The following is a 25,746-nucleotide window of genomic DNA, read 5'->3' as shown; positions in this document are numbered from 1 at the left end:
ATTGTCCTCACTGTATAGTCAAATTGATGTTGTAGCCGTGGTTATTGAGCCATTGCAGGTAACCCTTCATGTCCACAGTGCCCGCGATTTCGTCCTGCGCGTTTGGGTTTGACTTGTACTTGATGAATTGCACGGTATCTCCATATGACATGACACCAAGTGTCGTCTTGCGCTGCTTTTCGACACTCCCGTTCAGGTAATGCACATCCCTGTCTTGACTGGTGGCCGTCGGGCCGCCGGTATCCGCACCGTGAAGCAAGTTAGTGCTTTTGTCGTGCAGGACAGGGTTGGCGATGATGGTTCGGATTGGCTCGTTCATCTTGACGCCAGCAAAGTGTGCTTGGTCGATCATCCAGATCAAGGCCACTTTGGCGAGATCGCCATCAAGGTAGCTTCCCCCGATATCGGAGTGTGCGCCAAGGAAGCCTCGCTCGATACGTGTGGTATCTTGAGGAGTCGGCGCTCCCCGAATGGATTCCATCGGGAAACTCACCGCACCGTCCCGGTATTCATTGAGCGCCATCGCCTGCGCCACATATTTGAAAGCGGGAGGAATATCAAGTTGGTAGTCTCCGAGGTGGCTGCTCAACACCGTGTCGAACAGCCCCATGAAATTGAACGTCACCTTCTGGCACTGTTCCTTGCCACCGGATTTGGAAATATAGTGGTAATAGCCGTCCTTGAAATTCGCCGCAATCTGGTTGGCGAAATCGCGTCCTTCCGCCGCACCTCGGCTGAAACCGACGATGTCGATGTTGAAGGCGGTGTCGTCGGCGACTGCGTCGGAATATCCGTTCAACTTGTTAATCATGGCGGCGATGCGCTGCTTGCCCGTATATGCGCTCGCAATGTCGCCTGTGCCCCCGATGTCGCCTGCAAGTGGGGCGATGCCTGTGTCTTCGTCCTTGGTCCCAACCCCCGTGATGTAGAATTTCTGGTCTTGGTACAGGTTTAAAAAATTGACGACGTTGGAAAGTTCCTTCGGATTGTGTTGGTCATTGCTAGAACCGTCGAACGCAAACAGGACCAGTCCTTCCGGGTCGATATATGTGAGCGGATTGCCATCCGCATAGGCATAACCGTTGGCGCCACCCCCCAACCCCAGGGGATCGGGACTCAGATAGCGGCCACGTGCGGGATCGTAGTAGCGATGGTCGTTGTAGTACAACCCGGTTTCCTTGTCGGCATACTGCCCCGGCAGGCGCAGGTTCAGTTCGAAACCGTGTTTAGCCTGGGCTATCGTCGGCATGAGTTTGCCGAACGGGCTGTAGTTCGCCTGCCAGATGGGCTTACCCTTGGCATCCGTTGCCATCTCGACCGCGCCGAGATGGTTGGTGTGCAAGTAGACGAGGCTCTCGTCCTTGTCGAACCAGGCGGTCCAGAGCTCGGCGATGCCGGCCATGAACCCTGAGTCCGCCGTACCATGGGCCGAACCTCTGTTCGGCGTATCGATGACGGCCACGGGCTGTCCGCCCAAGTAGACATACTGGCGTCGTATCGTTCCCTTGCCGTCCAATTCGGCCACGAGCTGGCGGTTTTCGTATAGGTAGTAGGTGTGTTCGTCGCCGACGATTTTCTCGGTGCGCTCGCCTCGGTGGTTGTAGCGGTAGCGCGCCAGGACGCGCTGTCCGTCGCGTACCTCCAGCAGCTTGCCGAGAGCATCCCACGCGAAGCTGCGTTTGCCGGCGCGCTCCGGCAGGCCAGTGGCGTCGTAGCGGGCTTCGGCGATGCCGTTGCCGTTCGCCGCGGTTTGCCAACGGTCGGAAGCCGGCGCGTAGACGGTCTTGCCCGTATTGCCGCGGATGTCGTTCTGGTCGATGCCTTCCTGCTCCAGCAGGCGATTGCCGTTGTCGTCGTAATGGTAGCGGGCAAAGCTGGGATGTGGACCGGTCGCCGCGACGATGAGCCGGTCGCGCGCGTCGTACGCGTAGCCGCTCGCCGTCTCTTTGTCGCGTGTGTAGAGAAGGTTGCCCTGCGTATCCCGCAGATAGCGGTGATCCAGCAGCGCTTTCGGATCGGTGGGCAGGCCCAGCGCGCCCGGCAGCACCATTGCCGATGCGGCCAAGGCGGGTCGAATGCCAAGCAGTGCCGTCAGCACGTCGCCGTGTTGTTCCCGTGACGCCGGCATGTGCGGATCGCGATAGACGATGCGCGCGAGGCCGCCTTCCTTGCTGCGCTGATAATCTGCCTCGATGCCGTTACCGTAGGTTACGTGCTTGATGCCCACGACATCGCGTTCCAGGTTCCGGACGATGGTTTGCGTTGGCAACAACCAGTGCGGCCACGCGTTGCCGCCTGGTCTCCGTTCAAGCCCTGTGATTTGATTCTGGCCGTTGCGTACATAGTCGATGGTGCTGCCGTCCGGCAGGCTGATGCCGACCAACTGACCCAGGACGTCGTAGCGATAGCGCGTGGTATAGCCGACGAGCGTGCCGCTGGCGAGCCGAAGGATGACAGTCTTGAGGCTGGCGCGCCCGTGCTCCTCGTAGCCGTAGCGTTCGGACTGGTTCGGATGCTCGATGGCGACCAGATGCGCTCCTTCGTAGCGCCAGGTCGTGACGGTTGTCTTGCCGCTGTTGCCGGCGTCGGTCACGCGCTGCGAGACGATACGGCCCATTACGTCGTATTCGTAGCTGACGCGGTTGCCGTTCGCGTCGACGCTGTCGATCATTCGGTTCGCCGCGTCGAAGTGCCGCATGGTCTTGCCGCTGTCGGCGCCGATGGTCGCGACGATGCGGCCGAAGTCGTCCCTGAGATAGCGCGTCGTGGCGCCATTCGGCGCGATGACAGCGGTGGTGCGACCGTGTGCGTCCATCTCGAAACGGGTCGCGGCATTGGCCGCGTCCGTCACCGCCGTGATGTCGTCTGCCGCATCGTAGCCGAAGCGCATGGTGCGGCCCAGGGTGTCGGTAAGTGCATCGGGCAAGCCCCGCGCGTTCCATCCGATATGCCGGGTGCCGCCGGAGGCGTCGGTCACGGTTCGCAGCCGGCCCAGTTGGTCATATTCGTAGCGTCGCGACTGCTTGATGGTATTCGACAGTGTGGACCGCTCGAGCAGTGAGCCTTCGGTGTCGAAGCGCCAGGTTGTCACGATGCCCAGTGCCGACGCTTCCCAAGTGTTGCGGCCAGCACCGTCGTAGCCGAGGCGCGCGAGAGCATGGTAGTGTGCGCCGTCGCCGTAGCCCGATTCGACTGGATGGCCGACGCCATCGTAGCGTGTGGTGTACGTGATGCCGTCGCGGGTGATGGCGAGCAGGTCGCCTTGCGGCCTGTAGCGCAGGCTGGTGCCGCGGTCTTCGGTATTCTTGACGCTGGCGATGCGACCCGCGTAGTCATAGGTTATTTCGCTCTTACGATTTCCCGGCGCGACAATGGCGGTAACGATGCCCGCGTGCCCTCCAAACGATTCATACCGCAGGAGTTGGGCGCCGCCCGATGGTACTTTCGGCGGCGGTAGGGAAGCGTTTTGGTGGTCGTACTCGATGAGCGTGACGTCCGAATCGAGCGGCGTGCCGGTCTTGCCGTTCGGGAGCGGCCCGTCGATCTTGGTCAGCAGGCTTCGGCCGTTGATCGCGACATAGCGGTAGCGGACGGTGCGCGCGATCTGCGCGGCGGCAGTCCGGCCGTCAGCCGTCGGGCTCCATCCGTTTTCCGAAACGCTCAGGGGTTGGCCGGCGCCGTTGTAATCGACCCGTGTCATCAGTTCCTTGCCCGGCACGACGCTCGGACGCGCGATCAGCACAGGCGCGAACCCGTCGCCCCGATATTCGAAGCGCACTTGAAGCTGTTCCGCCTGCTGCCTGCCGTTCTGGTAGGCGATCTTGCTGACGCGGACGACGCGCCCAAGCCCGTCGCGTGCGGTCTTGGTGGTCGCGATCGGCTCTCCGCTGTCGGCCAGCCGAGTGACATCCACCATGCGGCCCACGCTGTCGTAGCCGTACCTCACGTTCACGTCGCCACACAGCGCGCATCCCGCACCCCGCACTTCCAGCATCCGATAGTCACCCGCGATCACCGCGTACCGGTAGACCGTCTTCTGTCCGAGGCTGTTCGTGAGGACGGTTTCGCCAGCCTTGCTGTTGTCCAGGGTGACCTTGTCCACATTGCCGGCGTGCGTGCTGAGAATGGCGCGGCCGGCACGATCGTAGCCGTAGGTGGCGTAACGTGTCGAAACCGGCTTGCCGTCCGCACCGGTGGATTCGATCCCAATCCCCGTCATCAGCCACGGATTGCGCGGGTCTTCGTGAAGGTAGACGCGGCTGGTGGTGCTGCGGGTGGTGCCGCGGCTGGAAAGGGCATGCGCCTTCTTGCCGGGATCGAAGTGGTCCGGGAGCCGCACGCGGACCAGGTTGGCCAGCAACTGCCGCTGGTCGATCAGGCCGGCGCCTTTCGGTATGGCGCTGCCGTATTCGTACTCGAAGCGTCCCACGGGAGTGTCGATGAACTGCACGCCGTGAAACTGGTTCGGGATATGGCGACCGTAGTAGACCAGGTTCAGGCTGCGTCCCTGCGGGTCGATGACCCGGACGAGCACGTTCTGGTCGTCGTAGAGCAGGCGCACGGCCTCGCCGCTCGGCGCGGTGATTCGATCGAGCTTGCCGGCATAGTTGAAGTGCAGCTTGCGGCCGTTAGTCCAGGTCCAGGTGTAGTCCGGTCGCCCGTCCTGCCGCCCCAATGACATGCTGCCATTTTCCGGATTCCTCGTGCTGCATCCGGTCGGGGCCTTGCGGTCGCGGTCGAAAATGACGCGCCCCCCGTCGGCTTGCAGCACCTGGAGCTTGCCGGCACGGTCGACCAATTCGGTCTCGTACGACAGGCGCCATCCGCGTCCCAACACGCCGTTCGGATGGCCGGGGGCGCTGTACGCGCTGTTGTAATGGCGGACGATTTCAAGACCCAGCACGCCGGGCAGGGCGGGCAGATCATCCTCACGTTGATATTTGTTGCCCGTCATGACATTGATCGGGTTGCCTGCGCCGGCATTGGCGCCGCCAGGGGGAACGCTGGCGACGCCGGGACAGCCGTTGCCATTGGGGTTTCCGCCGGGCGCCGGGATGTTGCATTGTGCGTTTGCGGGCGCAGTGACCAACAGCCATGCGAGCATCGTCACCGCGGCCCAAAGAAGATTGATCACCCGTGGTTTGCGCCCGAAAAGTGGCCGGCGCGTCACATCGGTCAAGGGAAAGATCGAGTCGTTCATGATTGACCTCATTGCGGCATGCAGCACATCTGTGAGTTCGGGACACATCCAGGCGCCGACTGGCAATGGTTCGGGTCGGTGAACGGATTGCAGGCCGGTTCCGGCGCTGGGGCGGGCGCGTCGCAACCGAGGTTCGTGCAGTCAGGCGGCTGACTGTTGCTCGCGGGCGGATCGCCAGGATTGGCAGGCTTGCCGCCGTTGCCTGGACCAGGTGTCGATACGGTCGCGTCGGACTCGATCGCATCGGATTGCATCTCGATGGTGACGTGGGTGACGACCGGAATGCGCCCCGCATCGACCAGCTTGCTATAAAAGGCGTCCGTTTGCGGATCGAGCGACTTGAGGTAAGCGATATAGAACTTGGACACGAACGGCACCTTGGGCAGGTAGCCGTGCGTGATCTTGATCTTGAGAAGGTTGGCGTCCTGCAGCGATTGCCCGGACGCCGCTTTTACCTGCACGCCTTTCGCAGCCAGGGCGCTATTGGGTATGACCCGTCGTCCGCCGGTCTTCAGCAATGTCTGCAACGCGGGATCGTTCCAGTCGTTGAAACTCTCCTTGGTCGGATTCAGCAGCTCGATGCGCAGGTTGTCGGCGACGTCGGCAGTGGCCTTCGCGGTTGCCTCGGCCACCTCGGCCAGGCTCGTGCCGCCGCCATACATGGGGGCGAGCGCCCGGACGTACGCCTGTCGCACGGCGCCGAGGTCCGCGTGCCCGACACTGCCCGCACGTCCGGCCATGAAGGTGGCATAGTTGATCTGGTTCTTTGCAAAGAACAGCATTCCATATTGCAGCAGTCCAAGGCCGAGCATGGCGATCAGCGGACCGACGACCGCAAACTCGATCATGGCCGAACCGCGCTGGCGCGCACTGCGCGGCAGGCGCGCGGATAGCGGGCGATCTTCGCAGGGGAAGTCGAGACGGGCACCCGGTGCGATGCCGAATGCCGCGACCGAGCCGGCCGCCAACTCGAGCACGTGTGCCGTGCCGGCGATGCCCCAACTGGCGCGCCAAGGCTTCAAGTGCGCCACGCAGCGGACGACCACGCCGTCGCGGTCGAGATAGACCACGTCGATCGGGTAGCGCATGAAAGCGCTGTGCACGCTCGTGCAACGTGTGATCAGCATGCCTTCCGCGGGGCCCAGCGGCGCGCTCAGCATGAGTCCCCGAAATCGCGCGAGGAAGGTGCTGGCCATGCGTAGCGTGAGCGCGTGCTTACCTGTCGTTGTGTGCAGAATGCAAACGATGATTCGTGGACTGGCCATGCTTCCCTAGAGTCCCGAATTCATGAATTGAACGGCGATCGGGAAAAACAGTACGACGAAGGTGCATGGGAAGATGAAGGCGATTAGCGGAAACAGCAGTTTGACCGGTGCTTCCATTGCAAGCTTTTCGGCGCGCAGGAAGCGTTCCGATCGACGCTGGTCGGCCTGGGCACGCAAGGCAGGTCCCAGGTTCATGCCGATCCGTTCAGCCTGGATCATGGCGGTGACGAAGTTCATCACGCTCGGTTCCTGGAGGCGCTCGCTCATGCTGCGCAGTGCCTCCGAGCGCGCCTTGCCGTTGCGGACGTCGCGCAGCACCCGCTGTATTTCGTCGCGCAGGACACCGTGCGGGCCTTTGTCGACCGCCTGGTTGAACGCGCCTTGCAGGTTCAGGCCCGCTTCCACGCACAGCGTGATCAGGTCGAGTACGAACGGCAGCGACTTTTGCAGCTGGCGCTTGCGAAATGCGATGCGGTCCTTCAGCCAGATGCCGCAGTAGGCCCAGCCGAACAGGGCGCCGGCGCCGGCTGCCTGCCAGTAGGTCGATGCGCGGAAGTCTCCGCCGGGTCCTCGCCCCAGCAGTTCGAGCACGCATGCCGCTCCCGCCGAAATTACCAGTGTGTACAGCAGGCGCGCGGCCACGAACTGCTGCGGGTTGATGCAGTATTCGAGTCCCGCCTTGCGCAAGCGGATCGCCAGCGGCGAGGTGGGTGCTTGCGACACGATCCGCGCCAGCGGATAGCTGAACCATTGGATGGGCCACCAGATCAGTCGGAACCCGAGCGGAGGGACGTCCTTGAATCGGCGATCCTCCTGCGGAATCGTGCCGATGGCGTGGGCGACCTGCATGGCGACGAGGGCTGTCGCCGTGCCGCACATCAGGGCCAGCAGCGTGACGAAAAGTGTCGTGGTCGACTGGGGCATATGGACCTCCGCTCGTCAGACGTCAATTGCGACGATTCGCCGTATGACGAAGATTCCAAGCGCTTCGAGCACGCCGATGCCGGCCAGCGCGCCCCAACCCATCGGGGTGTTCCACAAGACGCTCATCGTTGCCGGTTGCATCTGGTCGAGCACTAGCATCAGGGCGACCGGCAACAGGCCGACGATCCAGGCTTGCAGCTTGCCCTGTGCCGTCAGCGCGCGGATCTTGCCTTCGATCTGCAGCCGGCTGCGCACCGTGTGGGCCGTGCGCTCGAGCATTTCGGCGAGGCCGCCGCCGGTTTCCGAAGCGATGCGCATCGCCGACACGGTGAGGACGGTGGTGGGCGTAGGGATGCGCCGCGCCAGTCCGTTCAGGCTTTGCTCCAGCGTGGCGCCGAGTCGCTGCTCGCGCAGCAGGAGCGTGAATTCCTGTCCCAACGGTGCTGGCGCCTCGATCACGAGTTGGCCGATCGCGGATCGCAGGCTCAGTCCGGCACGAAGGGCGCCGGACAGCGTCGTCAGCGCGTCCGGCAGTTGTTCCTCGAACCGGCGCAGGCGGCGCTGGCGTAATCGCGCATAGATGAACCGCGGCAGGAACCCCAGCGCCGCGCCGACGCCGATGCCCAGTACGAAACTGCGGGTGACGAGGGCAGTGACGATGCAACCCAGTACAACCAATGTTACGTGTGTCGCGAAGACCCTGCCCGGGTCGACGAACAGGAAGAACTCGCGCGCCTGAAAGTGTGTGCGTTCGGTGAACTGAGCCCGATAGCGTGCCATCGTGGTGATGCCGATGTCGATGACGAACCAAGCGAATAGAGTTGCAGCGATAGCAGCCACGACGGTCAGTCCAATGAGGATGGCTTGGGTAGTCATTCGGTGGCCTCGCGCAAGAATCCGCCGTCTGCGAAGACCGCCTCGTCCATGTCCTCCGATCCCTCGTCCAAGAACTCATCGGCCGAAACCGATTTGAAGATATCCATGTCGAGCGTCTTGCCGGATGCGCGCAGCGATTCATAGAACGTGGGTGCCATGTCGCAGCCGGAGAAGTGGCCGCGAATCTTGGACGCGCCCCCGCCATTGCCATATCCCATGTTCACGAACCGGAACAATTCCTGCAATTGAAGCTTGCCGCTTTCGATTCCTGTGACTTCGGTGACGCTGGTGACCATGCGCGTCCCGCAGGCAAAGCGGGTCTGCTGCACGATCAGGTGGATGGCGGAAGCCACTTGCTCGCGGATGGCTGTCAGCGGCAAATCCATCCCTGCCATGAGTACCATCGTTTCCAGGCGCGCCAACGCATCGCGCGGGCTGTTGGCGTGCAAGGTGGTGAGGGATCCGTCATGGCCCGTGTTCATTGCCTGCAGCATGTCCAGCGCCTCGCCGCCGCGGCATTCTCCGACGACGATGCGGTCTGGACGCATGCGCAGGGTGTTCCTGACCAGTTCACGGATCGGTATCGCTCCTTTGCCTTCGCCATTGGCCGGGCGCGATTCGAGGCTGATCCAGTGATCGTGATGAAGCTGTAGCTCGGCGGCGTCTTCCACCGTGATGATGCGTTCGTCGGGCGGGATGAAGTTCGACAGGATGTTCAGCAGCGTAGTCTTGCCCGAACCGGTCCCTCCCGAGACCACGATGTTCCTGCGCCCGGCGACGCAGACCTCGAGGAATTCCGCCATCTCCGCGCTCATGGAGCCGAACGCAACGAGGTCCTGGGCGGTCATCTTGCGTTTGGCGAATTTACGGATCGTGAGCGCCGGGCCTTTCAGCGCCAGTGGTGGAATGATCGCGTTCACCCGTGAGCCGTCCTTGAGGCGGGCGTCGACCATCGGTGACGATTCATCGATGCGGCGCCCGAGCGGCGCGACAATCCGTTCGATCACGCCGAGTACCGCACGTTCGCTGGTAAAGGTCAACGGATGCCGTTCGAGCCGGCCCTGGCGCTCGATAAAGATCTTGTCATGCTGGTTGACCATGATCTCGGTGACGCTGCTGTCCTGAAGCAGCTCTTCGAGCGGCCCCAGGCCAACCGCTTCGTCCAGTACCTGTCGGGCAAGCAGATCGCGATCGAGTTCGGGCGGAATGGCGGCTTGCATCTCCGCCATGATCTCGAGAATGAAGTTGTTGGTTTCTTCGCGCAATTGGGCGTCGCTCATCTTCGACACGTCGTGGCGGCGCAAGTCCATTCGTTCCAGTAACGCGGCATGGAGCCGCCCGCGCCATTCGAACTCGAGCTGTTTTTGTTTGGAGAGTGGAGCTGCGACGCGGGCCAGTTCAGGACGCGATGCGGGGATAGAGCGACGGATCGCGGGCTCGTTTCGAACTGGCGCGGGCCGTTGTCCTTCCCGCTGCATGGCCTCGGATGTTTTGTCTCCGTGCGCAGCGTCCGGCGACATCGCTGGGGCTGCAGTGGTACGTCGATCTCCGATGGCACCACGCCGTTCCACGCCGGTGCTCGATCGTCCCGCGTCGGCGGTGCGTCGATCCGGGCCGCGGGTACGCCGGTTCGCCCCGCCCATCTGGGCCTGAGGCAAAGGAGAGGGCATCTCGGCCACGCGCAGCTTGAAGGGGCCGATCGATATCACGTCGGATGGCGTCAGGGGACCGTGCTGTCCCGTCACCCGCATGCCGTTGACGGTCAGGCCCAAGTAGCTGCCCATGTCTTCGATCAGGACGCCCGAAGGCGTGTTCATGAAGCGTGCGTGCTGTTTGCTGACGCGCCAACTGTCAAGCCTCACGTCATTGTTCGGACTGCTGCCCGCGACACACTCGTCCGGGACCTCGAGTGGCTTGACGCTGCCGTCGGAATGGATGATTTCTAATTTGAACATGGCAGTGTGCGGTTAATTGGCTTGCCCCGTGGTGCGCCCAGGCTGCAGCGGATCGCTGAGGTAGGGCGCCTCGCCGAGGTCCCGCTCGAGCCGCTCGTGGACGCGCTCGATCCGGTCTTTCATGGCCGGCGTGCTGCTGTCGACCAGATGCGGGGTGACCAGCACGACCAGCTCGGTTTCCTTGTTTTGAAAGCGCTTGGAGCGGAACAAGGCGCCGAGAATGGGAATGTTGCCGAGGAATGGGATGCCTTCGGTGTCGGTGCTGTTGGTCCGTTGCAGCAGGCCCGCCAGGACGATGGTTTCCCCCGGCTTCACATTGAATTCGGTCCTGGTGCGCCGTGTGAGCAATGCGGGACCATTTGTGGTGGAAACCGAGTTGTCGATCGAACTGACTTCCGAATCGATGACGGCGCGTATGGCGCCGCTGCGAGAGACCCGTGGTTCGATATCGAGCCGGATGCCGTAGGGTTTGAATTGCACGGTCACGCCGTTGACGCTGGCGACCGAATACGGGATTTCGCCGCCGGCATGGAAGGTCGCCTTGTAGCCGCTGCGAGCCGACAGTTGTGGTTCCGCCAGGATCGTGGCGGTCCCATTCTGTTCCAGCGCCTGCAATTGCGCGTTCAAGCCGAGGTTCATGGCACTCGTAACGATCGGGCTGGATGGATAGACCAGGCCGCTGGCGCTGGTGGAGGTGACGGGCAGCGCTCCTGCATCGCCGGCAGGGGGCGAGATGGAAAGCCCGCCGGTATCGCCACGGGCCACCGGGCGCCAGATGCCGCCGACCGCGGCACCGCCCGCCGCACCCCATTTGAGCCCCAGTTCGCGCAACCGGCTGCGCGGGAATTCGACGACCTTCACGTCCATCAGGACGGTCTGCTCCCATCCGATCTGGCCGGTGAAGTTGACGATTTGCGGGTAGCGCTTGGCCAGTTCGGCGACCTTGTCGCGGTCCGCGTCGCTCAAGTCGTCGCCCTCGACGATGACTTTGTCGCCGACCACGGTGGCCTTCGTCTTGGGAATCGTCGACAGGAAGCTTGCTACTTCGCGGGCATAGCGGGCCACGTCGTTGGCCATTACGGTGACCTTGACGCGTTGGTAGCGCCCGTCGTTGGTCCAGACGTACAGCATCGTGGTCCCGGCGCCGTTCGCGAAGACGATGACGTCTTTTCCGTCCAGCGCGTTGGCCGTGATGACCTGGCCGCTGCCGACGGCGATGCGCGCCACCCCGGGCGCCTCGAATACGCGGGATTCACCGACGAACATATCGATTTCCCGAGCCGGCGCGGCGGCATCGACCATGATGGATTGCGAGTCGGTTCGTTCCTGCATGTCCGGTGCGGTTTCGGGGGGGCGAGCCGGGTCAGGGCGCGAGACCGTCGCCTCCGAGGACTGGGCCGCCACCGGATTCGCCGCGAGAAGACTCAAACATACGGCAGCCAGGAGCGTCCGGTGGGCGCGAAAATCCGAAGGTATTTTGCTGACAGGCCGCACCGAAGCGCTTGCAGGTCCGCTTCGCACTGACTGAACACGGTTCTTCATGGCTCGTCGCTTTCATCAAAGACAGCTATCGGGGGCGGGGGCATCCTCGTTGCGTGTTATGGACGCGGCATCTGGATCGCAGCAACCGTGCCCGATGACCCGGCGGCAATCTCGGACGGCACGGCGACCGGGGCGGACGGCGGCACTCGGGGGCGATCGAGGCGCAGGGCATCGGGAGAGAATTTCGCGCCGTTACCTCCGTACAGCACAGGCACCGCTTGTTGTATGTGTTGAGCCGCAACACGCCGTCTTCCGAACAGCGAGGCCAGGTCGAGGCCCTTTTTGCCAATCGGTTCTTTGTCGTTCGGATTGCGCAGGAGCGCGGTCAACTTGCCGGTTTCGCGCGCGATGATGATGTCCTTGGCTTGCTCGGGCGTGGTATTCAGGGTGACCGTCGCGAATTCGGTTTTCTCGCCGCTCTTGAGGTCGTCGATCACGCGCTGACCGGTCGCCATGACCTGGACGCTTTGCAGCAGAGGCAGCACCAGCTTCTGCCCATTCTGGTCGACGGAGAACATCAGGTCGATCAGGTCTCCCGGCTCGAGCATTCCGGAAATGGAATTGATTTCGTCGACGACGACCGTGATAGCGCGCTGGCCGGGGGCCAACCGCGCCGAGAACGTCGGCGCGCGCTGGCTTTCCATTTGACTCCACATGATCATTTCGCCGCCCTTGACGTCGTAGGCGATCGCCTTGCCGTCGATCCGGGCGAAGTCTTCGGGGCGCACGGCCCCCGACTGCGCGAAATCGACTGGAACCTTGCGCACTGCCAGATTCTCCTGACCGAGTTTGCTGCCCGCGACGATATCCGTCTTGGCGACGACGATGTCGGCCGTGTCATGCTTGGCGCGTGCTTCGATGGCCTCGACCTGCCGGCTCAGGAAAATGCGCGCGCCCAGCGCGGTCAGTAATCCGATGGCAAGAGCAACGCCGAGCGATAACCACGTCTTGTTGATGTTGCGCAGCGATTGGATGTTGATTTTCATGGTCAGCCTGGAAGGGATAGGGCGTAGCTGAATTTGTGAAAGGCGGTCCGGAATGCCTCGGCCAGTTGCCACAAGGCGCTGTCCTGGTTGCGCATCGCGATGCCGAGCGCAATGGCGAGTGCGGCGCAGACTACCACGTATTCCATGCTCGCCTGACCCTGCGAATACGCTTTGCCGATGCGCTTCATTTGCCGTGCTCCGCGAAATTCAAGCGATTGAGCACGATGACGCTGTCGCCGCTGCCGTCGCGCGCGATGACCGCGATCGCTTCCGAACCCGCACGCTTGAAAAACATGGTCCTGGCGCCGGACGGCACGCGTGCCTGCGAGCGTGAAGCCTGGGCGGGGCGCGCTTCCCGTTCCAGCGTGTATCCATCGGCACGCAGCATGCGCTTGACGTACTCGGTGTTGATGTCGGCGCTGTGCGAGTTCATGACCACCGCCTGGTCGGCACGGGCCGGCGCGTCGAAGGACGAGGTGTGGCTGATCAGCGTGGAACCGGGCGGCAGGGCCGACAACAAGTGCCGGTCCGCGTCGGCATCCGGCGGCCCCTGGTCGCTCACGGCGGGCTTTGTCACCGCGACGAGTGCGCGGGTGCCGGAACCGAGCGGAGCGAGCTGTACCGTGATGTAAAACGGTCCTTCGCCACGGCCGAGCACGAGTGTCGTGCCGCGGAGGTCTTCCATCAGCGGCGCTCCCAGGAGTTGGCGCATGGTTGCCGCCAGCTCGGACGGCGTGGCACGCGAGACAAAGCCGATCATCCGGATTGGCGTCCCGTTGACGACGATCTCGCGTCCGACCTCGAATACGTCAACTTGTTTGGGAAGGGGAATCCGCGGCCAGGAAGCTTCGTCGCGGGCCGATGCGGATTCGAGCACTGCCAGCGTGCCCAGGATGACAATCCATTGCCTGAAAAGAGAATTCTTTTTAGAGTTTGCTGCTACGTACAATGTACATGCCATCATCGAATCCTCCGGCAAGTGCAGCGGCGTGAAAGACGTGTCGGCTATTTGAGTCGATCGGGTGGAACGACATCACTCCAGAATTCGAGCTCGCCGAGGCGTGGTGCTTGTACCTGGCCTACTTCTGCGATGCCGACGAGCGCAGCGGCCAGCGGTCTTACCGGCCGGAGTAATGTGCCGGGGACAAGTAACTTGCTATCGATGCGTTTGACCACTTGTTCCGAATCGGCGGCAGCCCAACCATCGATCGAGACACTCGTCCGCCGCGTGACAGACAGATTGATGTTGTCGAACGGTCGATACGCTGGGACGTCGGTCGACAAGTTGGCGAGCTTAACGGCGACACTGCCGGTAAAGACGCCGGCCGGCTTCAGGCCGAGCTGGTCGGCGATGTGCGTCTCGACCTCCGTGTTCCCTGCGCGATTGAATGGATCCCCGTCGCTTGCTGCCATGAGGCTGCCGGCCTGGGCCGAGCTACGGTTCTGGCCGAAGCCGACCGCGACATCGGTGTCGAAGTCCGCGATCAATGGCTCGTTTTTCGGGCCGTTCCAAAAGGCATTCCGGTGGGCGCGAAAGTTACCGGCAGTGTCGTTGCTCTTGATCGGAGCGTCGGGCGTGCTGAAGAAGCGGCGGCGTACTTCGCCGGCAAGTTGCGCCGGGTTTTTCCACGTGTTCTGCAATTCGTTGTTCACGGCCGCATCGAACGCGACGTAGCGACTGGCCATCAGTGTTTGGTAGGCGATGTCTTGGTATTTGGCGATCAGCGGCATGAGCAGGTACAGCGGCACCAGTACGAGTGCTACCACGAGGAATTCGGTCAGGGCCTGACCGTGGACGTGTGACCGGCAGCCGATGCGTTTGCTCATTTGCGTCCCCCGAGGTTGGTAACCGCGAACCCATCGGCCAGGTAGGGCGCGAACACGTTTGCATTGACCTTTGCATCCAGTTCCGCTTTGACGGCGTGCAAGTTCGCACCGAGCGTCGATGTGATTTCGAGCTCCATGCTCGAACCGGTCAATCCGGACGTCGCGTGCGCGGCCACGAACGAGCCGCCGCGCGAAAGACAAGCGGTGCCGTTTGGATCGAACGGCGTTTTCCAAATGTCGCATTCGATCCCGAGGATAGTCTTGTGTTCGCCGCTCTTGGCCGGCGCCAGCATCATGGCATTCTCCAGCGCCTCCCTCGCCGCACGGGTTGGCGCCGGAGCCACGGATGTGCGGCCGCCCGGTGCCGGGGGACCGGTTCGAGTCAACGGCGGCGCATCCGCATGGGCGCGCGCATCGCAAAATCCGTGGGCCCTCTTGCCGCCCAGGTCGATCTCGCAAATCCCCTTGGTGGAAGCGAGCGTCGCCATGGTCCTGCGGTTCTCGAGCAGGCTGCAGTCGGATGGGTTAACCGTGTATAGGAGGGTCGTGCTGTATGAAATGCTGCGATTCGCCGAGTCATACGCGTCGCGCTGGGTGCTGTTGACGTAGTCCGGCCAGGCCAGAGGCGGACGAGCCTGGCGGCCGGCGAGCCGGGCCGCGCGCACGCAGCTTTGCACTTGTGCCTTCAGATCGTCCAGCATGGCGGCGTGGCCGTTGGCGCCCTCGAAGTAGCCCCGGAGCCGCACCCAGTGTACCTTCACCGAGTCGCGTCCCGCGCCGAGCCGTTCGTGAGGCGGCGGCGAGTTGGCCAGGGCGTTTTCGCCCTCCGTCGTCGCATGGGCGGGCGTAAAGGCCAAACGAGCGATTGCCATCAGCGCGATCGCAGTCCTTGCCTGCAGACGAAGGCTCGTGAGTGCGGCATTGCCGCGCTGTGTCGTCATGGTGCGCCTCCGCGCGCGATCGCCTGTGCAATATCGGCGCTCGACGTCGCGACGAGATGCACCTGCCAATACGGATTGAACAGGCTTGCCAGCTCGGTACGGCCGTCGTGTCGTGGATCAGGCCGCCTGAAAAAAACTTCCGATGTGGACACCGCCGCCAACACGTTCGAGGCGAGATTGCTGTCGAACCGGGCGAGCCCGCCCGACGGCTTCACGTTGGAACTGCCTTCGGAAGTCCTTGCGTCGGCTTTCGCTCGCGTCAGCCGGATCGAGAACCGGAGCACGGGCTGCGAATCTTGCGGCGTCTTGAGCGCGGCGTCGGAGAGATCGAAAAATCCCGGCAGTCCGCTGTATTGCCACGTGCTGCTGCTGGCATAGCTGCTCGCCGCGCTGTTGTCGGAAGTTGAACCGCCAAACCCGTTGTCGCCGCCGCTTCTGGCATGGCCGGCATCTTGCGCTCCATAACCTAGCGGCGTCTCGTTTTCATCGCAGCTGGTGCCGAACAGATGAATATTCCATTGCCATTCGTGCAGCGATGCCGTGTCCATTGCGCGCCACTCGTCGAAACCGATCAATTCTGTCCCGCCGCGGCGGCGAAACTCCGCTTTATTGCCGAGTATGCAGGGGAAAAAATTGGACGACGTCCACACGCGTTGTTGGATGAACGGATCGAGATTGGCGGCCGCGAGCGTCGTCTGCTTGAAGCGGCCCCTGTCCTTGCCCGAATAGCGCTTGATGAAAGGCGCGCCTTGAAACAGCGTGAAATTATCGGTGAGGGGAATCGAATCGACATGTACCGAACCATCGTCGACGTAGTTGGCGTCGGCCACTTCCCGCATTAATGCTGCGCGCGCCGGCACCAGGGTCGCAGCCATGTTCGCTTGTGCCGCTTGCAGCGCTTGCTTTGCCAGCTCGGCGGCGACAACGGTCGCTTGAGAAGCCGGGCCGACGGCCTGGTTTAGCACTTGGGCTGTCGCGGCGCCGTAAGGGCTACTCAAGAGGTAACAGACTGGGATATAGGTAACCAGAGCAAGTGCAACAGGCCTGGAATACTGCGAGCGGCACCACATCAGCGTCGGTGCGTTTTGGGCATGGGTCGACACGTAGCGCGTCCACGAGGTCATGCTGACTGCCTGCGCAATCAAGACTTCGTTGGCGATCAGTGCGCGATTGGTATAGGCGGCGAAGTTCAGCGCGCGCGCATGCATGACGCCGGCGCTATACGCCACGGCGTCCGCAGTGTTGACGAGTTTGGTCTTCTCCGCCGTGAGCTGGCCGGTATTGAAAAGAAAGAACAGAGCGATCAGACCTCCCGCCAGCGCAAACAGCCCGAATATCAAAGCCTGTCCCCGCTGACGAGGCAGGCCCGTACGAGATCTTGCACCCGGCTGGCGGCGGGCGGTACAGGCCCTTATTTCCCTCATTGCTTTCCGGCCTCGGCCTGGTTGCCGTAGGTGGACAATGAATTTTTCTCCGCATCCGAGGCTACGCTGGCCGCTTTCGTAGCGGCGGCCTTGGCTTTGTCGATAGCTGGTTGTCCATTCGCACCGGCGACCTCCATCGCGACCCCGGCGGTCTGATTGCGCACGGTCGCTCCGAACAATTGGTAAACCGCGATGGCGGCAACCGCAATGAGCGCGACGATGATGATGTATTCGGTCATCCCTTGACCGTGTTGTTTCGACGTCCTTGCGATACGTTTCATCATGGGTTCCCCTTGGGTGAGACAGTCAAAAGTGCTTGCCGACAAGAAAATCATATGAAATCGGGGCGAGCTGAATTTTGCTGACCGTCAAGGGTGACGCATGGAAATGTTGCTTCGTGGCGAGGTGCTGACGAAGCTCAGCGGTGTCGTGTGGCGGTCACGGCTATCGGCAAGCGTTAGATGATCCGCTGCGCAGCAGGAAGAGAAGCGGGGCCGCAAAACAAAAAAGGCGTCACGATCACTCGTAACGCCTTGCTTTGCTGCTGCTGAATTCTGGTAGGCCGTGCTGGGCTCGAACCAGCGACCAACGGATTAAAAGTCCGCTGCTCTACCAACTGAGCTAACGACCCGAAAGAAGCAAGATTATAGGGGGGAACGGCGGTCGTGTCAAACGGCCCGCCTCAGCGGTTTACCGCGGTGGCTTACCTCATTGCCGCCAGCCTGTCCTTGGCCGCTTGCGCCGCCGAGGAGTCCGGGAACTTCGACACGAGCTTCTGCAGGGCCTTCTTGGCGTTCTTCTTGTCCTTGAGTTCGGTGTAGCTGGACGCGATGTTGAGCATGGCGTCCGGCGCCTTGGCGCTCGTGCCGTAATTGTCGACGACGGCTTCCTGGGCGGCGATCGCGTTCTTGTAGTCGCGCTGGGCATAGTAGGCGTTGCCGAGCCAGTACTGGGCGTTGGCGGCATAGGCCGAGTCGGGGAAGCGGCGCACGAATTCCTGCAGCGCGTCGGCGGCGGCCTTGTAGTCGCCCGACTTGAACTGGTCCATCGCGGCATCATAGGTTTTCTTTTCGGACGGCATGACTTCCGCGGTCTGGCCGTCGATGGTTTCCTGGTGCGGCTCGAGCTTCTTGAGGCGGGTATCGAGGTCGGCGTACAGGTCCTTCTGGTTCTTCTGGGCGTTCGCGACCTCGTTGGCGAGGACCTCGATCTGGCCGCGCAGGCGCGCGATTTCCTGCATGGTCTGTTCGTGCTGGTTCACCATGTCGACGCTGATCGCTTTGTCGGCCTTGTTGTCGAGGCGGGCATTGACGTCGTGCGTCAGCGCGTCGACCTTGGCGCGCAGGTCCAGGATCGCTCTGCGGGCTTCATCGTCGTCGAGCAGGCCGGCGTGCGCCTGCAGCGGCAGCCAGGCAGTCAGGGCAAGCACGACGGCCGCGAGGCGGCACTGGGACAATTTGATCATCATCTTTGACTCTTTCTAAACCTGTGGGAACTTGGGAATCCAAATGGAAACGGGGCGGGATGCAGTCTGCACCGCATCCCGCCCCGCTGTCAACGTACTGTGCTGGACAGCCGCGACAGCGTCCGATTATTGATAGACGATGTCGGCGCGGCGGTTCTCAGCCCAGGCAGCCTCGTCGTGGCCGGCGGCCTTCGGCTTTTCCTTGCCCAGCGAAACGGCTTCCATCTGGCTGTCCGACACGCCCAGTGCCGACATCGCCTTGCGGACGGCTTCGGCACGCTTCTGGCCCAGGGCCAGGTTGTACTCGGTGCCGCCGCGCTCGTCGGTGTTACCTTGGATCAGGACTTTGCGGTCCTGGTGCTTGGTCAGGTAGGCCGAGTGGTTTTCGACGACCGGCTTGCCGTCGTCGCGGACGACGTAGCTGTCGAAGTCGAAGTAGACGCTACGGTTCGCCAGAACGCCTTTCGGGTCGTTCAGCGGATCGACGGCGCCGGTTTCGACCGGCTTGATCTCGCGCGACGTATCGGCCGGCGGGGCTGCCTGGGCGACCGGCTTTTCTTCAACTTTCGGGGCTTCCTGCAGCTTGGTCGACGAGCATGCCGACAGCAGGGCCGCGGCAGCCACGATGAACGCTACACTTTTTGCATTACGCATGGTTTTTCTCCTGGTCAAAAAATTTTACTTCATAAACGGGCCCCAGCTGGGCTCCCGAATGTTTCCCGCTTGGGTGCTCAGGCGTTGCCTGACGCGCCCATCGACCGACACCACGGCCAGCGCGGTACGGCCGCCAGTCCTGGTCGCATACATGATGTATTTGCCGTTCGGCGAAAAACTCGGTTCGGTGGCCCCATCGGCCAAGCGCTGCTCCTGGCCGGTGGCCAGATCCATCGCATACAGAGAAAAACCCCCTTCGCGTTGCGAAATCCACGCCAGCGTCTTGCCGTCCGGGGAGATACGAGGGCTGATATTGTAGTTGCCGTTGAACGTGACGCGGGTTGCCTGCCCGCCGTTCACGCTCATCTTGTAGATTTGCGGACCGCCGCTGCGGTCGCTGGTGAAATAAATGGTCTGGCCGTCCGCCGAGAAGCGCGGTTCCGTATTGATGCTGTTCGTGGTCGTCAGGCGGCGCACGCCACTGCCGTCCGCGTTCACGATGTACACCTGGTAGTTGTTCGTGTCCTTGGTCAGGCCGACCGCCAGCTTCGTGCCGTCGGGCGACCAGGAAGGGGCCGAGTTGTTGCCCTTGAAGTTCGCGACCACCGTGCGCTGGCCCGTCACCAGGTTCTGCACGTAGATCACGGGCTTGCGCAGTTCGAACGACACGTAGGCCACCTTGGTGCCGTCCGGCGACCACGCCGGCGAGATGATCGGCTCGCGGCCGTGCGCGGCGACCTGTTCGCCTTCGCCGTCCGCATCGGCCACGACGAGCTTGTAATCGTGCGCGGCCGGGTCCTGCTTCACGTACGTGATGCGGGTCGAGAAGATGCCGCGCACGCCCGTCAGCTTTTCGTAGATGTCGTCGGCGATGCGGTGGGCTTCCAGGCGCGTGTTGCGCGCGGTCACGGCATCCGACAGCTGCGACAACTGCGACTGCTTGACGGTGTCGAGCAGTTTATAGCGCACTGCCAGGCGGCCGTCCGCGAGACGCTGCACCGAGCCCACGACGAGCGCGTCGGCACCGCTGGCCTTGAACGCGGCCAGGTCGATGTTGGCGGTCTCGGAAATGGGCTGGTGCGCGTCGATGACCCTGAACACGCCGCTGCGCTCGAGGTCGGCGCGGATGATCGCCGAGATTTGTTCGGGCGCCACCGATTCATCGGCAAACGCCGCGACCGCGACCGGGATCTGGTTGCTGCCCACGCCGGCGATTTCGACTTTCAGCTGGGCATGTGCGGCCGTACCCATCAACAGGGTGGCCGAAAACAGCAGGGTATGTAGTTTCTTCATGTTTCTCTCAGCAATGGTTAGAGTCGGAACGCGATCATTGCAGATCCTTCATATGGAATTCGATCACGAGTGAACGCTCTACCGTACCATCTTTCTTCTTCGGCAGTGGTGACGATTTGGTTATGCCCTTTTCGACGGCGTCGTCGAAAGCCGGCACACCACTGCTCTTGATCTTCTTGACCGAAATGATTTCGCCGGTCGGCAGTTGTTCGACGCGGAACGTCGCCGTCGGATTGCCCGGTTCGTCCAGGCTGCCCGGGTAGGACGTATTGCCTTTCACCTTGGCCGTGATGGCCGCGGAATAGCCCTTGTCCATACGCGGCGCCGTCGATTTCTCGGCCGTGCCGGTACTGGTCGGACTGCCGGCCGCGCCCGTGATGCGACGCATTTCTTCGGCGCGCGCGGCCTCCAGTTTCTTCTGTTCGGCGGCGGCCTTTTTCTTCTTCTCGGCTTCCTCTTTCTTTTTCTTTTCCGCTTCTTCTTTTTTCTTTTTCTCGGCTTCTTTTTTCTCGGCTTCGGCCTTGGCCTTTTTCTCGGCCAGCGCCTTCGCTTTCTGTTCTTCCGCGCGCTTTTCTTCCTCGACTTTGCGTTGTTGCTCTTCTTCGGCGAGCTTGCGTTTCAATTCTTCCTTGCGCTTCTTTTGACGCTCGAGCGCGATGTCCGGCTGTTTCGGCTGCGGTTGTTCGACCGCCGGCGGCGGCGGAGCGACTTTCGGCGTCGGTTGCGGCGGCGGCGTTTCCGGTTCCGGCTCCGGAGCGGGTGGGGGCGGCGGCGGGGCGGCCGTCTGCGTCGTCACGTCCCAGATTTCCGCCTCGATGGCGACGGGCGCGTTGTTCTGCCAGCTGATGCCGATCCACAGGAATGCCAGCAACAGCGCGTGCACGCCCACCGCCAGGCCGATGGCCGGCCAGCGGTTCGGTTCAGGCGGCACGCGGTAGGGCGCGCCGTTGCCGATGCTGTTCTGCTTCGTTGCTGACATCAGTTCGTCTTCACTTCGTGGCCAGTCCGACGCGGGTGATGCCCATCTTCTTGGCTTCCGAAATCAGCTGGATCACGTCGTCGTATTTGCTGTCGCGGTCGCCGGCGATCAAGACCGGATAATCCGGATGCTCGGTGTGGATGTCGCGCAGGCGCGTGACGAGCGTGGAGCGGCTGTCCACGTTTTCCAGCGGTTGCGGGTTCTTGCCGGTGATGCCGATCTGCAGCTGGGCGTTCGCCTTGATCGCGATCTGGATGTAGTCGTCCGGCGGCTGCGTGGACCGCTCGGCGCTGGGCAGCTTGATCTCGCTCGGGTTCTGCGTCGGCGGTACCGCCATGAAGATGATGAGCAGCACCAGCATCACGTCGATGTACGGCACGACGTTGATCTCGGACTTGAGCTTGCGGCGGCTGCCCCGCAGGCTGCTGTTGAAGGCCATGTCGATTCCTCGTGACGACGATCAGCGCGACTGGCGCTGCAGGATGTTCGAGAATTCCTCGACGAAGCTTTCGAAGCGGATCGCGAGGCGGTCGATGTCGTGGGTGAAGCGGTTGTACGCCACCACGGCCGGGATCGCCGCGAACAGGCCGATGGCGGTGGCGATCAGCGCTTCGGCGATGCCGGGCGCGACCGTGGCCAGCGTGGCCTGCTGCACGTTCGCCAGGCCGCGGAACGCGTTCATGATGCCCCACACGGTGCCGAGCAGGCCGATGTACGGCGACACGGAGCCGACGGAGGCCAGGAAGTTCAGGTGCGTGTCCAACTGGTCCAGTTCGCGGTGGAACGCGGCGCGCATCGCGCGGCGGGCGCCATCCAGCACGGCGCCCATGTCCAGTGCATCGCGCGACGCTTGCTTGCCCTTGATGAATTCGCCCATGCCCGCTTCGAAGATGCGCGCCAGCGGGCCGCTCTGGTCGCGCTGGCTGCTGGCGCTCTGGTGCAGCGTGTGCAGGTTGCCGCCGGCCCAAAAGCTGCGCTCGAACTGTTCGGTCTGGCGACGTGCGGCGCGGATCGCGAACAGCTTGCGGAAGATATACGTCCAGCTCATGAGAGAGATCGCGAACAGCAGAGCCATGAGCAACTGCACCAGCACGTGGGCATGGCGGATCAGTTCAATGAATGAGAGGTCTTGGACTGCGTTCATCAGATGTCTATTGGGTCAAATGAAATATCAGGCGGCACGCATTTTAGCAGCGGCAACGTCGGGTAGGGAACGGGGACGCATCGTGGCGGCATCGACGCAAGCGACTTTGACGTCGGCGCTGGAGAGCAGCGTGTCGCCGCGCCACGCTTGCTGGGAGAACTGCACGGACGCGCGGCCGAGTTTTTCCACGTTCAGGGTCAGTTTCACTTCGTCGTCCAGGCGCGCGGAAGCAAGATAGTCGAGGCTGGCGCTGCGCACGACGAAGATGGCGCCCTCGCGGTCGCGCAGGTTTTGCTGATCAATGCCGATCGAACGCAGCCATTCAGTGCGGGCGCGTTCGTAAAACTTCAGGTAATTGGCGTAGTACACGATGCCGCCGGCGTCCGTATCTTCGTAATAGACCCGAACCGTCCAGGTGAAAACTGAAGGCATTTCAGCTGCCATAAATGAAAATGGGAAACATTTTACGCCATTTTTCCCCGCTATATGTGCGCCAGCGTACATATACACGGATATAACTGGCGGACGGCCCGGTGGTTGAGTCAACGGCTCATGCCAAGCCAGCAACTGTAGCACTTTTTCATCTTGGGTGGCGCCGCTGTTACATTCGGAAAACAATTCGTCCGCCCGTCGGCCAAAAATTCGGGGTCAGAGCACAATGTTGGAGCAATTCGGGGTCAGAGCGCATTTTGCGGCAATATTTCAATCACAACAAAAAGTACTCCGCGTAGGGTTGTGGTGCAGGCTGCGCGACCGAAATACGCTACGCGTGCCGTTAAATGTCTTGTGAGCACTTGCCGAGAAAAGTGCTCTGACCCCGAATTTTCCGAAAAAAGTGCTCTGACCCCGAATTTTCAGGTGAGGTTGCGCTTGATGTTCAGCGGGCCGTAGCCCTGGCAGGTCGGCATCATCTCGATCTGGTTGATGTTGACGTGCGGCGGTAGCGAGGCGATCCAGTAGGCGGTCTCGGCAATGTCCTCGGCCGTCAGCGGCTGCGTGCCTTCGTAGACCTTGGCGGCGGCCGCGTCGTCGCCCTTGAGGCGCACGTTCGAGAATTCGGTGCCGCCGCACAGGCCCGGCGCGATGTTCGTGGCGCGCACGCCCGTGCCGACGAGGTCGGCGCGCAGGTTCAAGGTGAATTGTTCGACGAACGCCTTGGTCGCGCCGTACACGTTCCCGCCCGGGTAGGGCGTGCGGCCGGCCACCGAGCCGATGTTGATGACCAGGCCGCTGCCGCGTTCCACCATCGCGGGCAGCAGGGCGTGCGTCATCGTGACGAGGCCCTTGACGTTCGTGGCGATCATCGTCTCCCAGTCTTCCAGCGGGACGTCGTGCGCGGGCTTCGTGTTCAGGGCCAGGCCGGCGTTGTTGATCAGCACGTCGATCTGGCGCCAGGATTGCGGCAGCATCGACAGCGCTTCCTCGATCGACGCCTTGTCGGTGACATCCATCACGATCGGCAGGGCCGACTCGCCCAGCTCGCGGGCCAGGGCGTCGAGGCGCTCCTTGCGCCGTGCCGCCAGCACCACCTGGTGTCCATTCTTGACGAAAGTGCGCGCCATGGCGGCGCCGAATCCGGCCGATGCGCCGGTGATGAAAACGATCATGTTGGGTTGCCTGGCAGGGTGGTAACTGCAGGATTGTAGCCGAAATGACCATGCGGGACAGCGCTCGCCCTCCGGGTTGCCAGGGCGTCATCGGTTTCCTTGCCTGTCAGCCGCACAATCCCGTACAATCGGGAGTTCCATTTACATCTCACGTAACTGGCGAAAACCGTGCGCTGCCGTCCGATCAGGAGCGATCGGCCTGCCGGTGCGTGGCGAAGGTGGGCTCCCACCGGGGAACGTGAGATTTCTCATTGCCGTTCGCCTGGGCAGCCACCGACTGGTACGCGTCTGTAGCGCGGCTGCCCTGTGTGTTTCCGGCTCCCGCCCGTTCAGCGCTCACCGTTGCCTGGTTCTCTTATCGATTGGAGTTTTTTCATGTTTGCAAAAGATCACACGCTCGCCAAGGTCGACCCGGATCTGTGGGATGCCATCCAGAAGGAAAACAAGCGCCAGCAGGACCACATCGAGCTGATCGCATCCGAAAACTACACGTCGCCGGCCGTCATGCAGGCCCAGGGCTCGCAACTGACCAACAAGTACGCCGAAGGCTATCCGGGCAAGCGCTACTACGGCGGGTGCGAATACGTCGACATCGCCGAGCAACTGGCGATCGACCGCGTCAAGCAGCTGTTCGGCGCCGAAGCCGCGAACGTCCAGCCGAACTCGGGCTCGCAGGCGAACCAGGGCGTGTTCTTCGCCATGCTGAAGCCGGGCGACACGATCATGGGCATGTCGCTGGCCGAAGGCGGCCACCTCACGCACGGCATGGCGCTGAACATGTCGGGCAAATGGTTCAATGTCGTCTCCTACGGCCTGACCGAGCAGGAAGACATCGACTACGAGCAGATGGAACGCCTGGCCCGCGAGCACAAGCCGAAGCTGATCATCGCCGGCGCGTCCGCCTTCGCCCTGCGCATCGACTTCGAGCGCTTCGCCCGCGTGGCGAAGGAAGTCGGCGCCTACTTCATGGTCGACATGGCCCACTACGCCGGCCTGATCGCCGCCGGCGAATACCCGAACCCGGTGCCGCACGCCGACTTCGTCACGTCGACGACGCACAAATCGCTGCGCGGCCCGCGCGGCGGCATCATCCTGATGAAGGCCGAGCACGAGAAGGCCATCAACTCGGCCATCTTCCCGGGCATCCAGGGCGGTCCGCTGATGCACGTCATCGCCGGCAAGGCGGTCGCGTTCAAGGAAGCGCTGTCGCCGGAATTCAAGGCCTACCAGCAGCAGGTCGTCAAGAACGCCAAGGCGCTGGCCGACACCCTGACCGCGCGCGGCCTGCGCATCGTCTCGGGCCGTACCGAGTCGCACGTGATGCTCGTCGACCTGCGTTCGAAGGGCCTCACCGGCAAGGAAGCGGAAGCCATCCTCGGCCAGGCACACATGACCTGCAACAAGAACGGCATCCCGAACGACCCGCAGAAGCCGTTCGTGACGTCGGGCATCCGCCTGGGCAGCCCGGCCTTCACGACGCGCGGCTTCAAGGAAGAGGACGCCGTCAAGGTCGGCCACCTGATCGCCGACGTGCTGGACAACCCGCACGACGCCGCGACCATCGACCGCGTCAAGGCGGAAGTCAAGAAACTGACCGACAAATACCCGGTCTACGAAGCGTAACGCGGTAACGGGACGCCGCGCGGCGTCCCATCATTTTCCAG

At 62.6% G+C, this 25,746-nt stretch carries 22 protein-coding genes, 1 tRNA gene and 1 riboswitch; of the genes, 1 reads left to right on the top strand and 22 read right to left on the bottom strand.

Features of this window, described 5'->3' with window-relative positions; genetic code table 11:
* Positions 1-7: 7 nt before the first annotated feature.
* From ISF28_RS23990 to ISF28_RS23885, 22 genes are all read right to left on the bottom strand, one after another.
* Positions 8-5,200, bottom strand: coding sequence for an RHS repeat-associated core domain-containing protein (locus ISF28_RS23990; RefSeq protein ID WP_198119694.1), 5,193 nt, complete (start codon positions 5,198-5,200; stop codon positions 8-10).
* Positions 5,201-5,208: 8 nt separating this feature from the next.
* Positions 5,209-6,465, bottom strand: coding sequence for a DUF192 domain-containing protein (locus tag ISF28_RS23985; RefSeq protein WP_502572576.1), 1,257 nt, complete (start codon positions 6,463-6,465; stop codon positions 5,209-5,211).
* Between the two features lie 6 nt (positions 6,466-6,471).
* Positions 6,472-7,389, bottom strand: a complete 918-nt coding sequence (locus ISF28_RS23980) for a type II secretion system F family protein (protein ID WP_198119692.1) — start codon at positions 7,387-7,389, stop codon at positions 6,472-6,474.
* A 15-nt stretch (positions 7,390-7,404) separates the two neighbouring features.
* On the bottom strand, positions 7,405-8,265 hold the full coding sequence (locus ISF28_RS23975; protein ID WP_198119691.1) for a type II secretion system F family protein: 861 nt from the start codon (positions 8,263-8,265) through the stop codon (positions 7,405-7,407).
* Positions 8,262-10,220, bottom strand: a complete 1,959-nt coding sequence (locus ISF28_RS23970) for a TadA family conjugal transfer-associated ATPase (protein ID WP_198119690.1) — start codon at positions 10,218-10,220, stop codon at positions 8,262-8,264. The genes ISF28_RS23975 and ISF28_RS23970 overlap by 4 nt, the downstream gene beginning before the upstream one ends.
* A 12-nt stretch (positions 10,221-10,232) precedes the next feature.
* Positions 10,233-11,552 (bottom strand): type II and III secretion system protein family protein, encoded by a 1,320-nt coding sequence (locus ISF28_RS23965; RefSeq protein WP_229519348.1) that lies wholly within the window; start codon positions 11,550-11,552, stop codon positions 10,233-10,235.
* A 266-nt stretch (positions 11,553-11,818) separates the two neighbouring features.
* Entirely contained in the window at positions 11,819-12,748 is a 930-nt protein-coding gene (gene cpaB, locus ISF28_RS23960; RefSeq protein WP_198119688.1) for a Flp pilus assembly protein CpaB, read from the bottom strand.
* 2 nt (positions 12,749-12,750) lie between these two features.
* Complete coding sequence (locus ISF28_RS23955) at positions 12,751-12,936, bottom strand: hypothetical protein (RefSeq protein WP_198119687.1); 186 nt, start codon at positions 12,934-12,936, stop codon at positions 12,751-12,753.
* A complete protein-coding gene (locus ISF28_RS23950) occupies positions 12,933-13,712 on the bottom strand; it encodes a hypothetical protein (RefSeq protein WP_198119686.1) in 780 nt (259 codons plus the stop codon). The genes ISF28_RS23955 and ISF28_RS23950 overlap by 4 nt, the downstream gene beginning before the upstream one ends.
* Positions 13,713-13,753: 41 nt before the next feature.
* Positions 13,754-14,575, bottom strand: coding sequence for a hypothetical protein (locus ISF28_RS23945; protein ID WP_198119685.1), 822 nt, complete (start codon positions 14,573-14,575; stop codon positions 13,754-13,756).
* Entirely contained in the window at positions 14,572-15,516 is a 945-nt protein-coding gene (locus ISF28_RS23940) for a hypothetical protein (protein WP_198119684.1), read from the bottom strand. The genes ISF28_RS23945 and ISF28_RS23940 overlap by 4 nt, the downstream gene beginning before the upstream one ends.
* Complete coding sequence (locus ISF28_RS23935) at positions 15,513-16,856, bottom strand: pilus assembly protein TadG-related protein (protein ID WP_229519347.1); 1,344 nt, start codon at positions 16,854-16,856, stop codon at positions 15,513-15,515. Before ISF28_RS23935 ends, ISF28_RS23940 begins: the two co-directional genes overlap by 4 nt.
* Before the next feature lie 80 nt (positions 16,857-16,936).
* Complete coding sequence (locus tag ISF28_RS23930; RefSeq protein ID WP_198119788.1) at positions 16,937-17,221, bottom strand: hypothetical protein; 285 nt, start codon at positions 17,219-17,221, stop codon at positions 16,937-16,939.
* A 274-nt stretch (positions 17,222-17,495) separates the two neighbouring features.
* Positions 17,496-17,571, bottom strand: a tRNA-Lys gene (locus tag ISF28_RS23925).
* A gap of 72 nt (positions 17,572-17,643) precedes the next feature.
* The gene (ybgF, locus tag ISF28_RS23920) at positions 17,644-18,405 is read right to left on the bottom strand and encodes a tol-pal system protein YbgF (RefSeq protein ID WP_198119787.1); all 762 of its coding nucleotides are present in this window, start codon (positions 18,403-18,405) and stop codon (positions 17,644-17,646) included.
* Between the two features lie 126 nt (positions 18,406-18,531).
* On the bottom strand, positions 18,532-19,059 hold the full coding sequence (pal, locus tag ISF28_RS23915) for a peptidoglycan-associated lipoprotein Pal (protein WP_198119682.1): 528 nt from the start codon (positions 19,057-19,059) through the stop codon (positions 18,532-18,534).
* 24 nt (positions 19,060-19,083) lie between these two features.
* Positions 19,084-20,352, bottom strand: a complete 1,269-nt coding sequence (gene tolB, locus ISF28_RS23910; RefSeq protein WP_198119681.1) for a Tol-Pal system beta propeller repeat protein TolB — start codon at positions 20,350-20,352, stop codon at positions 19,084-19,086.
* 34 nt (positions 20,353-20,386) lie between these two features.
* Positions 20,387-21,331, bottom strand: coding sequence for a cell envelope integrity protein TolA (gene tolA / locus ISF28_RS23905; RefSeq protein ID WP_198119680.1), 945 nt, complete (start codon positions 21,329-21,331; stop codon positions 20,387-20,389).
* A 10-nt stretch (positions 21,332-21,341) separates the two neighbouring features.
* On the bottom strand, positions 21,342-21,770 hold the full coding sequence (locus tag ISF28_RS23900) for a biopolymer transporter ExbD (protein WP_198119679.1): 429 nt from the start codon (positions 21,768-21,770) through the stop codon (positions 21,342-21,344).
* Positions 21,771-21,791: 21 nt separating this feature from the next.
* Complete coding sequence (gene tolQ, locus ISF28_RS23895) at positions 21,792-22,475, bottom strand: protein TolQ (RefSeq protein WP_198119678.1); 684 nt, start codon at positions 22,473-22,475, stop codon at positions 21,792-21,794.
* Positions 22,476-22,502: 27 nt separating this feature from the next.
* A complete protein-coding gene (gene ybgC / locus ISF28_RS23890; protein WP_307727469.1) occupies positions 22,503-22,919 on the bottom strand; it encodes a tol-pal system-associated acyl-CoA thioesterase in 417 nt (138 codons plus the stop codon).
* 410 nt (positions 22,920-23,329) lie between these two features.
* Positions 23,330-24,082 (bottom strand): SDR family oxidoreductase, encoded by a 753-nt coding sequence (locus ISF28_RS23885; RefSeq protein WP_198119677.1) that lies wholly within the window; start codon positions 24,080-24,082, stop codon positions 23,330-23,332.
* A gap of 142 nt (positions 24,083-24,224) precedes the next feature.
* A riboswitch (ZMP/ZTP riboswitch) is annotated at positions 24,225-24,357 on the top strand.
* 100 nt (positions 24,358-24,457) lie between these two features.
* On the opposite strand from ISF28_RS23885, the gene glyA reads away from it, so the two are divergent.
* Complete coding sequence (glyA, locus tag ISF28_RS23880) at positions 24,458-25,705, top strand: serine hydroxymethyltransferase (protein WP_198119676.1); 1,248 nt, start codon at positions 24,458-24,460, stop codon at positions 25,703-25,705.
* Positions 25,706-25,746 lie beyond the last annotated feature (41 nt).

Source organism: Massilia rhizosphaerae (genome assembly GCF_016093545.1).
Classification (GTDB): domain Bacteria; phylum Pseudomonadota; class Gammaproteobacteria; order Burkholderiales; family Burkholderiaceae_D; genus Telluria; species Telluria rhizosphaerae.
This window is presented reverse-complemented; position numbering and strand designations above follow the sequence as displayed.